The sequence below is a fragment of the Amycolatopsis benzoatilytica AK 16/65 genome (assembly GCF_000383915.1).
Classification (GTDB): Bacteria; Actinomycetota; Actinomycetes; order Mycobacteriales; family Pseudonocardiaceae; genus Amycolatopsis; species Amycolatopsis benzoatilytica.
In genome coordinates, this window is the sequence record NZ_KB912942.1 from 1,862,242 (window position 1) to 1,876,877 (window position 14,636).

Sequence of the window (14,636 nt, forward strand, 5' to 3'; positions counted from 1 at the left end):
CCGTGCAGGAGCCAGAACGGCGCAGGTCATCGCGGCAGCCCCCGATCGGCGCGGGCGAGCAGCTGGGCTCCGCTCTGGTCGAACACGACGCGGTACTTCCCGCCGTAGAGCAGGTCGGCCACGATCCGCCCGGTCCACCCGTCGGCGAGACCGTAATAGATCCGGCCGTAGTTCTCCTGAGACGGCGAAACCACCAGGTAGTCCGGGGCCGCATCGAGGATGCACTGCGCCGCGCGGACGAACCGCGGGCAGGTGCGTTCCACATCGACCTGGTGCACGGTTCCGATCTTGTCGAAGCCCATCGGGGTGGCATCGGCGCTGAGCGCGCTGATCGTCTGGCCGGGCTCGGCAAGCCGGTAGGCGTCGGCGACCGCGGCGACATCGGCGCGGCTGTAGCTGAGATAGGCGTCGCCGCCGCCCCGGGCGGTGACGGTGCCGAGCCCCAGCACGGTGAGCGCCACCGCGACCGCGACCGGGCCCGCCCGGCCGGAACGCGGGCCGACCCGGGCGACCGCACGCATCGCGCCCGGGCCGCTCGGCCGCGGCAGAAGCGCGTCCAGGCAGCAGCCGCCCAGGATCGCCGCGAACGGCAACGCGAACAGGAAGCAGCGGACGAACACTTCGCCCCCGTAGGACTGCATCGCGGCCAGCGCGAGCGGGGAGAGCGCGAGCAGCACGAGCGGGACCGACCGCAGTCCGCGGCGGCGGCGCACCCACCAGCCGCCGAGCGCGAGCGCCCCGACCGCGCCGGTCAGGCAGACCCGCAGGAACAGGATCGCCGTGCGGCCCGCGTCGCCGGTGAACCGGTCGGTGATGCCCTGGTCGACCGACGAGCTGACCTGTCCGAAATCGCCGATCACCATGCTGAGCTGGCCCTGCCAGAAATCCTTGGCCCCCAGCGTGAACCACACCAGCGCGGGCACCAGGACCAGCCACGGCAGCCAGCCCGGCCACAGCCGTCCGGTCAGCACCATCACGAGCAGCAGCCCGGCCAGCAGGAACGGGGTCAGCTGGTGCGTCGGCGCCAGCGCGAGCGCGAAGAGCAGGATCAATCCGTGCGCGACCAGCCGCTCGCGGACGAGATTCGGCGGGGGAGCGCGGTGCGCCGGACTGGACTTCCCTCCGTGCGCCAGTCCCGGCCGCACGAGGTACCGGGCGACGAGAGCGAGCGCGGCGAGCATGATCAGATAGGTGACGGCCTGCGGGGAGAAGTAGTCCTGCTCGGTCCATTCGGCGAGCAGGAAGATCCACGTCGCGAGCCAGCCGGCGCGCCCGGTGCCGAGCACGGCGACCGCCAGGACTCGAACCCCCAGCACCGCGATTCCGGCGAGCACGGCCGGTGCCCACTGCAGCAGCGGAGTGGCGTCGGGCGCGTCGCTCGCCTTGGTGAGGAACGCGATCAGCGAGAAGAACCCGGGCCACGAGAACCGGGCGTCGTAGCCCTGCAGCGGTTGCCCGTTTTCGGCGATGTAGCGGGCGAATCCGGTGTGCAGCCAGGAGACGGTGATCCGCGCGGTCTGTTCGCTGGCCGGCTGCAGGCCGTAGACGAGCAGCACGCCGAGAACCGTGCACCACGTCAGGACGCGAGGGCGCGGACGGCGGCGGACCAGCTCCACCACCACCGCGGCCGCCAGCACCGGATACGCGGCCAGCAGGACCGGCGACAACGCGGTGATCAGACCGAGTCCGCCGAGTTCCGCCGGGACCACCGGGTGCAGACCGATCAGCCACAGCGCTCCGGAGATCGCCGCCAGCGACGGCGCTAGCGCGTCTTTCGGGTCGGCTGGCAGCCGGAGCCGGAGCAGCTTCAGACGCGCCAAGGTTCCGGTCGCGGACGGCCGGAACCCGGGCGCGGGCTGAGCGAGTCTCGTCACCGGCTCGACCCCGCTCGCCGGGGTGCGGTCAGCTGGCGCAGCAGCTCGAAGAGGGTGGCGCCGGCAAGCACGGCGAACGCCTCCCACGGATGCCACCAGTGCAGTGCGGTCATGAGTTCGGCGAGCAGCAGCGTTCCGGAAAGCCCGACCGCGATCGCGACGAGCCATTCCAGCGACTGGGTCGCGAGGCGCAGGTGGGCGACCACCGCCCAGCCCGGCGCGAGCAGGATGAACGCGGTGTCCAGGTACAGCCGGGCCGCGCCGGTGAGCTGCCAGGCGCTCAGCACCAGCACAGTCGCGCTGAGCGCCGCGAGGAGCCAGCCGATCGTCCGCCGGTCGCTGCGCATCGGCGTCACCGGTCCTTTCTCTGGATCCACGCCGACCAGGCGCTCCACGCGAGTGCGAACGGCCCGGCAGCGAGCCCGCCCGCCTGGGCGAGCAGCAGCCGGGCGCGCGGGCCGCCTTCCGCGTGCCGGGCCGCACGGGGCGCGATCACCCCGCTGGCCCGCCTCGCCGTCGCGGTCGCGACCTGCCACGTGTCTCCGGGTCGGCGCAGGAGGTGCCGGACGAACATCGCCGACAGCCCGACGCCGTAAGCGTGCAGCCGGCCGCGCAATGCGGCCCATTCCGCGCCGTGTTCGTGCCAGGCCACCGCGTGTGGCGTGTACACCACGGTGCCGCCGGAGCGGGCGAGCCGCAGGAAGAGCTCGAGGTCCTCGCCCGCGCGCGTGGGAGTGCCGGGGCCCAGCAGCGGATCGAAGCCGCCCAGCCGGTCCAGCGTGGATCGCCGCCACATCGCGCAGCCGCCCGGCCCGAACCGGCCGGGGGCGAAGGCGCTGCGCGGATCCTTGGCCACTCGCGCCGGGCCGAACACCGTGCGGCTGGCGCCGTGGCCGAACCCCTTGAGCTCCTCGAACTTCCGCTGGGCCGGAGTGTCCAAAGAGGCCGGCAGGACGAGACTGGTCGCGCAGTCGACGCCGGTGCCGGCGAATTCCGCCGCCAGGTTGGCGGCCCACCACCGGTCGACCTCGATGTCGTCGTCGACGAAGGCGATCAGCTCACCGCGCGCGGCCGCGACGCCGGTGTTGCGGGCCCGGCTGACCCCTGCCGCGGGCTCGGCGACGTACCGGACGCGCGGATGGGCGGCGGCCAGCTCGGCCAGCCCGGCGGACGCGGCCGAGCCGGGCCGATTGTCCACGAGGACGACTTCGAGATCCGGGTATTCGGTCGCCAGCAGCGATTTCACGCACCCGCGGACCTGCTCCGCCCGGTCCGCGGTCGGCACGACGACGCTGACCGGAGGGGCGAAACCGTCCGCGGCCGGCCGTTCCGGCGGCGCGGCCGGCTGGACCGCGGAGGGGGCCAGGCGGGCTCTGGTCACCGGCAGCCGGGTCACGTCCAAGGTCCAGCGCCCGTCGCGGACCAGCACCAGCGCGTCGCGGTACCGGGGTTCGGCGTGCGCGGGAACCGGCAGCGGCACCGGGCCCCGGTGGACGTCGAACTCGGTGACGGCGATGGCGGCGCCGACCGGTCTTTCCCGGCGCCGGGCGGACTCGCGCAGATAGCCGCCGCCCGCGGCGAGCAACGCGGAGGCGATCGCGGCGACGCCCTGCGCGGCAGCGGCCGGGTGACCGTGTGCGGCGCGGACGACCTCGCGGCTGACGGAGGCGGGCAGCACGCGCGTCACGTAACTGCGCTCGGTCGACACGGCGTCGCCAGCCCCGGCCATCCGGCTGACCAGCGCTTTCGACACGCCTTCCGCCCAGCTGCGCCGAACGAGGTAGGACCAGGTCATGCGTTCGGCGCCGACCTGGTGCCGCACGATCGAGCGGGGTTCGAACAGGATCCGTGCGCGCGGCAGGCGCTGCCGGGCCCGGATGCACAGCTCGGTTTCCTCGCAGCCCAGCGGAAGAGCGCCCAGCCGGCCGATCCGGTCGGAGAATCCGCCGATCGCTTCGAACACACCGCGGCGGAAGGACATGGAACAGCCCATGACGTTGCGGACCTCGGCGAGGCCGGCGGGCAGCCCGCGGTAGGTGCATCCGACGACCCAGTCGAGCACCCGGTCCCCAGGCAGCCAGCCGGGCCGGCCGGTCCCGGCCGGCCAGACCGGATCCGCCGCGCCGCCGACCGCGATCACGTCCGGATCGGCGTACGGCGCGAGCAAGGCGGCGAGCCAGCCCGGGTCGGCGGCCGCGTCGTCGTCGAGGAACGCGATGATGTCGCCGGCCGCCGCGGTGACGCCGGTGTTGCGGGCGCCGGAGAGCCCGCGCGGCCCGACGTTGTCGAGGATGCGGAAGCCGGTCAGTTCGGCTCGGGCGAGCCGGGCCAGCTCCGCGTTGTGGTCGACGACCAGGAGCACCTCCAGCGGAGCCGGAGTCTGCGCCGCCGCGGAAGCGAGCGCGGCGCGCAGCGCGGGCCAGCGTGCGGTGGTGTATGCGCAGACGACTACAGAGGCGGTCGGCTCGGCTGAGGGCATCAGGCAAGCTCCTGTGCGGCGAGGTCGCCGGTGCCGGGCAGTCCTGATCGCCTTCGCGTTCGGTAGCGGTGGTACTCCGAGAAGATCGTGCGCAGGACCCGGGCTCCGTCGGAAAAGGTGCGCAGGTTCGTCTCGCCGAAAACACGCCGGCGCTCGAAACTCGGCACCTCGGCCACCTTCAGGCCGGCGCCGACGACGCGGCAGCTCAGTACGGTCTCGATCTCGAATCCGTCGCCCCAGAGTCTTCTGCCGGCGTGGGCGTTCGCGGCAGGCAGCCCCAACTGCGGCACGATGTCGCGCCAGAAGGCGTTGTAGCCGTAGCAAAGGTCGCTGAAGGCGGTGTCGTAAAGCAGGTTGGCCAGCCGGTTCAGCGCGGAGTTGCCCAGCCGGCGCAGGATGGTGATGTCGTCGCTGCCGCCCGGCTCGCGGTAGCGGGTGCCTTTGGCGAAGTCGGCCCCGCGGACCAGCGTCTCCACGAAAGCGGGGATCTCGGCGGGATCGGCGGACCCGTCGGCGTCGAACATCACGACGACGTCGCCGGTGGCCGCCTCGAATCCGCACGCGAGCGCATTCCCCTTTCCGGTGCGGGTCTGGGTGACGACGACGGCGGAGGGCAGCAAACGCTTCGTGATCTCCACCGTGTCGTCGACTGAATGTCCGTCGACCAGAATGATCTCGGCGGCACCGGGAAGTTCCGGAAGGATCATTTCGAGATTCCGCGCTTCGTTGCGTGCGGGAATGACGATGCTGACCTTCGGATCCGCGCCTCGTCCCATTGGATGCTCCCTCTCCCCGGCGACCGCCGACCGCCCCCACGGTTTTTCCGCCGTCCATCAGCATGCAACCCGATATCTAGGTGTCGTACGCCGAATGGCCGCCGTTACGCGCGAATTGATCCGAACACCGCGGCAAGATTGTTTGCTGGGGTGCGGGTGCTACCTCGTCAATCAGTAACATTGCCTGGTGTGGAAGGCGAAACCAGTCGCACGGGTGCAACTGGGACGGAGTTCGCCGCCCGGCGGCGGGGCCAAGACCGAAAACGTGCTCGACTGAGCGCGGTAAGCGTCTGGAAAACCCGGATTTTGCCGGACGATTACACACGGATGTCCGTGAAGGGCCCCTTGAGGGACTCAGATTCCCTGAAGGGGCCCTTCATGGACGAGTCCGCCCGCCCTGCCAACTGCACGAAAAGAGACACTCTCAGCTGCGGGCGTTGACGCGAATCCCGTACGGAGGCAGCGGATCGGTTTGCCCCGGCGGAGTCTGGCCGGTCGCGGTGAGATTCACCGTGAGCACCTCGCGGGTCCCGATGATCTCCAGCACCGCGCCTGAGGCCGAATAGCTGAACGCGGTGTTCGCGTCCACATTGGCGGCGAGCCACTGCCACGGGACGGCGAGCGGCAGCAGCGCCGCATTGCGGCCCCCGGTCGGCGTGGTCCACAACGCCGCGCTGGGTACATCAGAGGACTCCTGCGGTTGCCATAGCAGCAGGCGGGACGCGCCGCCGCGCAGTGCCTGGGCCACCGCGTCGACGGCCAGCGCGGCCAGCTGAGGGCTGTCGGCGGGCCAAGCCGCGCCGGCGGGCTGCGTCGGGTAGAACTCCGACCACCAGACCGGCAGGCCGGTGCGGGCCCGGAGCCAGCTGGTGACCGTGTAGAACATTTCGGTCGCCCGGAACGGGTCGGTGGTCAGCCCGGCGTCCCGGGTTCCGCTCGATCCGTCGAGCGCGAGAAAGTCCGCGCCGTGCTTGTGCGCGTTCCAGTAGTCGATGACGTCGAGCGCGCGCTGGTCGACGACCCCCCACGGGCCGGACAGGTCGGAGGGAGCCGGGCTTCCCGCCGCGGACCAGGTGTCGAGGACCACGTACGGTCCGCCGATGCGCGCGTTCGGCCGCACCTTTTTCACCGCGTCGTAGACGGCGTTGTAGAGGTCGGTGTAGTCCTGGTAGTCCCAGCGGTTCGCGGTGTCGTCGTAGAGCCCTTTCAGCTCGCTCCAGACCTGGAAATCGCGGACCTGCGGGTACCTCGCGGCGGCAGCGGCCGCGAGCGCGGCGAAATCGCGGTAGTGCGCCCGGGTCGGCGCGGAGTCCAGCTTGGTCCAGTCGGTGGTGCCGGGGCTGCCGCCTTTCATCCAGTCCGGCGCGCCGGCCAGAGTCAGCACTGGCACGCCGTGCGTCGTGTCGATCAGCTGCATCCGCTGATCCAGCGAGGACCAGTCGAACACTCCCGGCGACGGCTCGGGATTGCCCACGCCCCAGCCCATCAGGTACTGGTTCTGCGCCATCGGACGGGCGCCGAGCGCCGCCGTCGCGTCGGCCGTCTGCTCGGGCGGGTAGTCGTCGAGGCTGCCTTGGGTGTGGGTCACGCCGACCACCGGTTCGGCCAGTTCGGCCCCGGCGATGCGGTCGCAGCCGGCCAGCGTCGCGCTGAGCAGCAGCGCGACGACGGTGATCAGGAACCGTTTCACCGCAAGAACCACGGGGTGGTCCACGGGGTGCCGGCGGCGAGCGCGGCGGAGAGCGACCGGCCGCGGAGGCCGCGCTCGTCGAGCCCGGTCAGGATGCGGGCGACCAGGTCGCCCCGGTCGAAACGCGGCCGCGGTCCGTCGTCCGCACCGTCCTCTGGCCCGGCGTGGCCGTCGTGCGCCAGCAGGACCGCACCGCGGTTGAGTCCGCGCGCCGCTTGGCCGGCCAGGGTTTCCACCGGCCGGTCCAGCCAGTCCCAGGCGCACGGTCCCCACACCACGGGAGTCAGGCCCTGCCGGCGAACCGCGCGCCACACTGCGGGGGTCTGCGCGCCGTAGGGCGGGCGGAACCAGCGGACCGGGATGCCGAGCAGGTCCTCCAGTTCGCGCTTCCCGGCGGCCAGCAGCGTCCGCACGGTCGCGGGCGCGAGCTTGGACAGCCGCCGGTGGTCCATTCCGTGCAGTCCGACTTCGTGGCCGGCCGCGAGCACCTCCCGCACCAGCGCGGGATGCCTGCGCACCCGGTCGACCAGTACGAAGAAGGTCGCGCTCGCCCGGCGCCCGGCGAGTGCCTCCAGCACCCGGTCGGTGCCGCCGGGCTCGGGTCCGTCGTCGAAGGTGAGCACGACCTCCGGCGCTCGCGTGCGCACGGCGGTGAGCGAGCCGATCGGGCGCGTCACCGGGCCGGCGAGGTTCAGGAGCGTGCGGCGCACCGCGACGCCCGCGCCGCCGGCTTCGGGCAAGCCGGCCGTTGCTTCACCCGCGCCAGGCATCGCTGATCGGCTCCCGGTCGGCGGCGTTGCCCAGCGCGGGCAGGCCGTACATGGCTTCCAGGGTGCGCAGGAGCCGGTAGTGGTCGACCGGCTCGGCGTAGCTGCCCGGGCGCACCATCGGCCCGGTCAGACTGAGCGGGATCCCGTTGGTGGCGGAGGCGTCTTCGGCCTCGTCGAAGGTGACGACGAGGAGGCTGTTGTGCGTCGCGGCCCACGCCGCGTACCCGGACAAGTGCGCGCGCAGCCAGGCGTCGGCGACCGCGGTGCCGCAGTTGTGCATGTTGTGGCACATGTTCGGGATCACGAAGGAAATCGTAGGCAGCTTGGCGAAATCGGGACCGAACTCGGAGAAAGGCCGGTTCACCGACGGCGGCACCGTGGTGAAGTCCGTCCACGGCGCGTGCCAGCGCACGTAGTCGCCGGCCTGGCAGCCGGAGTAACCCGCTTTCGGGAGATCTTCGGCGTAGGCGCCGAAGCTGTGCCCGGCGTCGAGGAGCTGCCGGGCCAGATTGGGCGCGGTGAAGGTGTGCGGGCAGGAATCGTCGGTGATGCCCTGGACGTTCCCGGAGAAGAGCGCGAGGTAGTTCGGCTGGCTCGGATGCGCGACGCCGGTGGCGTTCGTGAACCGGGCGCCCTCGGCGGCGAGCTGATTCAGGTAGCCGGCCTTGGGATTCCCGGCGACCTGGTCTGATCCGTGGTTCTCCAGCACCACCACGACGACATGGTCCGGGCGGGGCACAGCGCCGGAGGCCGGCGAAGGCGTGCCGGGAGCGGTGGAACTGCGGGGCGGCGAGGCGGCCGGCGGTGGTGCGGCTGTCGGTGGTGCGGCCGGCGGCGGGCTGGCGCAGGCGGCGGCTGACAGTGCGATCGCCAGGAATGCCGTTGCTGCCCGGGGAAAAAACTTCACGCGGGTCCTCCTTCCGCATTGGCCGTGCGGACCCATCGCCACAGCGCGGCCACCGCCGCGGTCGCCACGAGACATTGCACGACGACGAAACCTAAGCCGGTCAGCGCGAGATGCGTGACCGGGACCATCGCGACGACGCCGAGCACGCCGAGCGCGCTGCTTCCTTCCAACAATGCCACGAGCCGGCCCCGTCCGTGCGCGATGCCGGCCGCGACCACCAGCGTGACGACCAGCCTCGGGAGGCACCCGATCAGGACGAGACGCAGCAGCCAGGCCCCTTGCTCGGCATAGTCGCGGCCGAAGATCGACAGGAGCGGATGCGCGAGCAGCACGCCGAGCAGCAGCACCGGAACGAACGCCGCGGCGAGCCGTCGGCTGCCCAGCGCGAACAATTCGCGGGTGCGGTGCGGTTCGTGGGAGATCCGCACGATCACCGACTGGGCGAAGCTGATCGCGGCGTAGTCGACGGTGTTCCCGGCCATCCACACGAGGAAGAACACCGCGCCGGGCACCGGCCCGAACCGGCCGATCACCAGCAGCGGCACCAGATCGGTCAGCAGGCCGGCGGCGACCTTCGCCGGGTAGGTCGGCACCAGCAGGCGCACCACTTCCCGCCGGTCGGGCAGCACCGGTTCGGCGAGGTCGGGCGGGCGTTCGCGAGCCAGCAGGCGGTACACCAGCACGGATACCACCGCGACCCCGGCCAGCGCGGGCGCGACCCAGGACAGCAGGATTCCGGCCGCGCCGAACGCGGGCCCGGCAAGCGCCAGCACGCCGACCCGGGCGACGCCGATGCTGGCGTTCTCGTAGGGCATCCAGCGCGCGCGGCCGAGCGAGACGAGCACCGCGTCCTGGAACTGGAACATCGCCCAAGCGACCGCGGCGACCAGGAATGCGGCAGCGCTGAACCGGGGAAGGCTTTCGGTGATCTCGTCACCGGTCGGCAGCAGGAGCACGACGACGGCGGCGGCCAGGGAACCGAACAGCACCAGCAGGTAGCAGCGGGCGAGGAGCACAGTGCGCAGCCGGCCCGCTCGCGGCACCCACCGCAACAGCGCCGCGCCCAGCCCGAGATCGCCGAGTCCCGCGACCAGCAGGAACCCGGAGACGAACGCGGACGCCTGGCCGACCTGCTGCTGGGGAAGCATGCGGGCGGCGACGATCCACGCGGCGACGCCGACCGCCGAAGTCAGCACCGCACCGGCGACCAGGGAGACGCCGTCGCGGACCATCGTCTGCGCCGAAGTGCGCTGAGCGCGCCGGCCGGCCGCGGCGCCTTCGGAGGTCACGGCGGTGCCTCGCCGAACTCTCTGACCACAGCGATGACGTTGCGGCGCAACCAGATCGGGTTCGCGGCGTAGCGCGTCGATTTGGCCAGATTGGCGGCGACCAGGTGCAGCCAGCCGAGCAGCACGAGCGTGCGGACCGGGACCTGGTCTCCGTCGCGCACGCTCCGGTCGCAGAGCGCGGCCGGGTCCGGCGGGCCGGTCGTGAGCCAGTCGAGCACCACCGCGCCGAGCTCCCGCCGGGCAGCCGTGACTTCCGTGGACAACGCGAGGCTCAGCACGTCGATCGCGACCAGTCCGTGGTCGCTCGCCTGCCCCCAGTCGACGATGCCGCGGACCCGACCGTCTGGTCCGACCAGGACGTTGTCCGGGCCGTAGTCGCCGTGGACCCAGCCCGCGGGGAGGCGCCGCTCCCGCAGTCCGGCGGTCAGTTCGGCGCGGACCCGGTCGACCGCGGACCGCAGCCGGCCGGGTAGGGCGGCGCGCACCAGCCCGGCCGGGTCCGTGACGTGCCGGCGGAGCAACTGCTCGTCCACCTGGACGAGCTCGGCGGTGCGATCGTGGAGTCCGGCGAGAGTCTCGAGCGCGGTGCCGGCGAACTGCCGCGCCCGGCCCGGGGACCCGCCGACGAAGGGGCGAGCGTCGCAGCCGGGCATCAGGTTCTGCAGGCTGAAAGCCGCGCCGCAAGACACCCCGTAATCCAGCGGTTCCGGTACGAGGGCATTCCACCCGGACAAGCGCGGGTCTTCCTTCAGCCGCGACAGGATCTGTGCTTCGTGCCGGAGCTGGGCCTGCCCGCACTCGGTGTCGGCCGCTTTCAGCAGCGCCACGGAACGGCCGTCCGGGCCGACCGGCGCGACGGCCGAATCGGACCGGCCGCGCAGCCTGCCCTGGATCCGCCACGAGCGCGGACCGAGCGCGGCCGGCGAGACCCGCCGGAGCAGCGCCCGGGCGCGGACGTTGGCGAGCGGGCCGGAGACCGGCCGCGGCATTCGTCCGCTGCGGGCGATCCGCACCCCGGACGCGACCACGGTCTGCCCGGCGAGCAAAGCGAGGCCGACGCCGTTGATCCCGAAGACCGGCATGAAGACCAGTGCCAGCGTCAGCACGAGGACTGACAGCGTGGCCAGCAAGCCTGCGACGACGCCGACCCGCCGCTGCACTCGCGCCTCGCTGACCGCGGCCGCGACGACGACATTGGGCAGCGCGGAGAGGGCCATCAGGACGAGCGCCCAGCGGCCGGCGTCGGCGTAGCCGGCGCCCAGCAGACGCAGCGCCCACGGGCCCGCGACCACCAGCACAGCGACCACCGGAGTCAGCAACAGCAAGGATCTCCGCTCGATGCCCCGGCGCTCGGCGGTCGGTTGGCCGGCTTCGCCCGCCGTGTGCGCGACCATGGACTGGCCCATCGCCGCGGGCACCAGGTACAGCGCGTAGGCGATAGTCCACGCGATGGAGAACGCCGCAGTCGGGCGCGCGCCGAGCACGCCGAGCACGAGCACGGGAAGCAGTTGAGTGCAGGCGAGCCAGCAGGTCGCTCCGACGAAGTCTCCGCCGAGATACCCGGCGAGCACGCGGACCGAGATCCGCTCGCGGGGCAAATCGGCGCGCTGGTGCGCGGGAATCGCGCGAAGGAACAGATAAGCCGTCGTGGCGAGCACCGCCGCCGCGGTGGCCGCCATCCAGGAGACGGTGATTCCGCCCGCGGGCAACGCGGTCGCGAGTCCCGCCAGCAATCCCAGCTTCAGCACGGAGAACGCCAGGTTCTCCACCGGTACCACCCGCGCGCGGCCGACCGCGGTCAGCACACCGTCCTGCATGACGAAAACGGCCCAGACCGCGCAGGCCGCCGCGATGCCCGCGATCCTCGCCGGGCCGTTGAGCATTCCGCTCAGCTCGGGCGCCCACCACCGGATCCCGAGCGCGAACACCAGGCCGACGAGCCCGGCGAGCCCGCCGCCGACGAGGTAGGCGAGTGCCACCAGCCGGCCCGCCCGCGCACCGGCGACCGGCACGAACCGGATGAGCACGTTGAGCAGATTCAGCTGCGCCACCCCGGCCAGGAACATGACCGCGGCGATCAGCGCGGAGTTGCGGCCGAGCACCGCCTGGTCGTACCCGCGCGCCGCGACGATCCAGAACAGCAGGCCGATCGCGGACGTCAGCGCCGAACTGAGCACCAGCGCGTAGCCGTGGCCGTACAGCACTCGCCGCGCTCCCGGCGGGCGGGCGGTGTGTTCGGGCTGCCCTTCGATCGCGGTGGTCATCGGCGCAGTCCTGCCGCGCGGAGACACCTCGCGATCGCCATCGGCAGTCCGCGGGCGCCGCCGTTGGAGGCGTCGAGAATAGTCAGCAGAGTGCGGGTACGGCGGCTGCGCGCCGGTGGGCGGCAGGCATCGCACGCGCCCGGCCGATGGCCCACCAGCCGTTCGACCGCCTGGGACACCGCCAGTGCGTAACCGCGGCGGAGCACCGGAAATCCGGACGCGCGCACTGCCTGGTCAGCGTTCGCCGGGGCGTACCCAACTGTTGCCAGGCTCAACATCGGCAGGTCGCTCGCGGTGTCGCCGATAGCCAATGCCACCGGTGCGCCGAGCTTTTCCGCCACCAGCTGCAGCGCCGTGCCCTTGTCCACGCCGGCTGCGACGAAATCGGTCTGGCCGTTGCCTTCGATCACGCGCACCTGCGACGCGACGTCCGCCAGCGTTTGGTCCACCACGTCGCGGGGGAGCGCCCCGCCGCGACGGCGGCGAGCGCGGACAACGTGCTCGAAATCCTCGTCCACCACGACCTCCGCGCGGTTGGCGAGGGCTGTCCGGACGGCGTGCAGCGCGTGCTTTCCGGCGGTGGGCACGAGGTCGTGCACGGTGCCGTCCAAGAAGACGACCGAGCCGTATTCGGCGACTCCGCCCGCCAAGCCGTACGTGGTGCAGCGCTCGGCCACCTCGCCGGCACTGCGGCCGGTGACCAGCACTGTGCGGTATCCGTGCACGTGCAGCGCACGGAGCGCGACCACGGCGGTCGGCGTGGCCATCGCGAAGCCGAGCGCGTCGGACTCCAGCACTCCGTCCAGGTCGAGAGCGACGAGCCGGCCGTCCTGCGCGGGCGGGACCGCGGGGAGCAGCACCTCCGCGAGGTAGCGCTGCACCGCCCGGGCACCGGCCCGGGGCGCGGCCTGGCCTGCTCGTTCGCGGTCCCAGAGATGCACCAGTTCGTAGAGCAGGAACCGTTCCGGGTCGCAGGGGTGCTCGCGGCGCAGTGCGGCCGCGAACTCCGGGTCCGCGCTGCCCGGGTCGATGCCGGCGAGGTCGTAGACCGGGTCGTAGCAGGCGAGGTCGGTATTGGCGAAATCCCGCACGTCGGCGTCCGCTTTGGACAATCCGGCCGGACCGCGGAACCAGTGTGCCAAGCCGGTCGCGCCGTCGACTACGGAGGGACTGCGCACAGCGCACAGCCGGCGCACCGCGCGGTCGAGCAGGATCGGCCGCAACGCGACACCGGCCCGCCCGTAGTTGCGCTGCAGGACGCGGCTGGCCGCTTCCCAGACCGGCTGCCGTCCCGCGAGCTCCCGGGCACGGTCGGACACGGCTGGCATCGCAGCCGCCCGCGCGCGCACGTAGCCGGCCATTTCCCGCGCGTCGTCGGGCTGGGGGACCGTGATTCGCTGGTGCTCCGGCAGCCAGTCGCGGAACACGATCCCGTCCTGGACGCCGTAAATGCGGGGCAGCCGGCCGGGCAGCGCGCCCGCCACCGCGAGCGCGTGCCGGCCGAAGAACCCCAGTCCCGCTCCGGAGGCCGCGATCCGCCTCGTCTCGCCGTCCGGGAACTCGACGTCGAACACCGCGCGGGCGTGCTCGCGGCCCTGCGAAAGGCCGGCGCCGGCGACCCGGTCGACGGCCCGGACCGGGCGGCCGATCAAGGACGACAGCGACCGCACCACGGACTCGGTCTCAAGCCTGGCGTGCACGGCCCAGTCGCGGTAGGGCAGGGCGACGGTGTCGTACCGGGTCAATCTGCCCGGTGCGATGTCCCCGAACAGCGGAAGCAGCAAGGTGATCATTTCCGCGGGGACGCCTGCCCGGTGCACCGCATCCGCGACCTCGGCGATCGACTGCCCGGTTTCGGGCGGATCGTCGATCACCGCGACTCGGCCGCCGCGTTGTGCGACCCCTCTGAGCAGCGCGCGCAGCGACGGCCGCATCCGGTAGCCCGGCCGGACGGTGTCGGCGTGCACGTCGCGGTAGCCAGCGGCGCGCAACGCACCACTGGCCAGCGGTGCGAGGTAACTGCCCGAGGTACGGACTCCGAGAACGACGACCGGCCGCTCGCGGTCGGGATACCGCAGCCGAAACCCGGCGGCGAGAGCGACCAGATCGGCCGGTTCCTGATCGAAACTTCGGAAACAGGACGGCATTCGCAGCACCGCTGAGGTGAGATCCCGGTCGAGCGACCGCAACGATCCGCGGAGCCGGGTGGCGGCCGTGAGCCGTGTCTCGGCGGAGCCGACGGCATCCGCCGACACGACGTCGAGGGCTGCGGCGTCCCGCAACGCCGCCGCGGCCGTTCTCCACTGGAACGCGCGCCGCGCGCCCGGCCGCAAAGACGTCACAGTGTCGACCGCGGTGGCGGCCGTGCCCAGGACTTCGGGCACCCCGCCGGCGGCGTGCTCGCGGAAGTATCCGGCCGCGCGACGCAGCGCGAAGACATCCCGCTGCAGATGGTCCTCCACGATCTGCACCGCGGCGGCCGCGAGCAGGAAAGTGTCGAGCGCGTCCTCGGCGACCGCCTGCCCGGCGAGCAGCTGGCTGATTTCCGACAAATCGCAAAGAAGATCGGAAACGACGATACGGCCAC

General features: G+C 72.3%; 10 protein-coding genes. All 10 read right to left on the bottom strand.

The window, feature by feature from the left end; all coding sequences use genetic code 11:
* Positions 1 to 26 precede the first annotated feature (26 nt).
* The 10 genes from AMYBE_RS41165 to AMYBE_RS0108860 all read right to left on the bottom strand — a co-directional run bounded on the left by AMYBE_RS41165 (position 27) and on the right by AMYBE_RS0108860 (position 14,601).
* Entirely contained in the window at positions 27 to 1,874 is a 1,848-nt protein-coding gene (locus AMYBE_RS41165; protein ID WP_154676149.1) for a hypothetical protein, read from the bottom strand.
* Positions 1,871 to 2,221, bottom strand: a complete 351-nt coding sequence (locus AMYBE_RS0108820) for a hypothetical protein (protein WP_020659002.1) — start codon at positions 2,219 to 2,221, stop codon at positions 1,871 to 1,873. The genes AMYBE_RS41165 and AMYBE_RS0108820 overlap by 4 nt, the downstream gene beginning before the upstream one ends.
* Positions 2,222 to 2,226: 5 nt before the next feature.
* Positions 2,227 to 4,353, bottom strand: a complete 2,127-nt coding sequence (locus AMYBE_RS43645) for a glycosyltransferase (protein ID WP_020659003.1) — start codon at positions 4,351 to 4,353, stop codon at positions 2,227 to 2,229.
* Complete coding sequence (locus AMYBE_RS0108830; protein ID WP_020659004.1) at positions 4,353 to 5,129, bottom strand: glycosyltransferase family 2 protein; 777 nt, start codon at positions 5,127 to 5,129, stop codon at positions 4,353 to 4,355. Before AMYBE_RS0108830 ends, AMYBE_RS43645 begins: the two co-directional genes overlap by 1 nt.
* 424 nt (positions 5,130 to 5,553) lie before the next feature.
* A complete protein-coding gene (locus AMYBE_RS0108835) occupies positions 5,554 to 6,819 on the bottom strand; it encodes a glycoside hydrolase family protein (protein ID WP_020659005.1) in 1,266 nt (421 codons plus the stop codon).
* Entirely contained in the window at positions 6,816 to 7,589 is a 774-nt protein-coding gene (locus AMYBE_RS0108840) for a polysaccharide deacetylase family protein (protein WP_020659006.1), read from the bottom strand. The genes AMYBE_RS0108835 and AMYBE_RS0108840 overlap by 4 nt, the downstream gene beginning before the upstream one ends.
* Positions 7,573 to 8,328, bottom strand: coding sequence for an alkaline phosphatase family protein (locus tag AMYBE_RS0108845; protein ID WP_245573164.1), 756 nt, complete (start codon positions 8,326 to 8,328; stop codon positions 7,573 to 7,575). The genes AMYBE_RS0108840 and AMYBE_RS0108845 overlap by 17 nt, the downstream gene beginning before the upstream one ends.
* 164 nt (positions 8,329 to 8,492) lie before the next feature.
* Positions 8,493 to 9,785: a polysaccharide biosynthesis protein gene (locus tag AMYBE_RS0108850; protein WP_051124656.1), complete on the bottom strand. Its 1,293-nt coding sequence runs from the start codon at positions 9,783 to 9,785 to the stop codon at positions 8,493 to 8,495.
* Positions 9,782 to 12,049 (bottom strand): phosphotransferase, encoded by a 2,268-nt coding sequence (locus tag AMYBE_RS43285; protein ID WP_051124658.1) that lies wholly within the window; start codon positions 12,047 to 12,049, stop codon positions 9,782 to 9,784. Before AMYBE_RS43285 ends, AMYBE_RS0108850 begins: the two co-directional genes overlap by 4 nt.
* Positions 12,046 to 14,601, bottom strand: coding sequence for an HAD hydrolase family protein (locus AMYBE_RS0108860; protein WP_169515210.1), 2,556 nt, complete (start codon positions 14,599 to 14,601; stop codon positions 12,046 to 12,048). The genes AMYBE_RS43285 and AMYBE_RS0108860 overlap by 4 nt, the downstream gene beginning before the upstream one ends.
* Between the last annotated feature and the right edge of the window lie 35 nt (positions 14,602 to 14,636).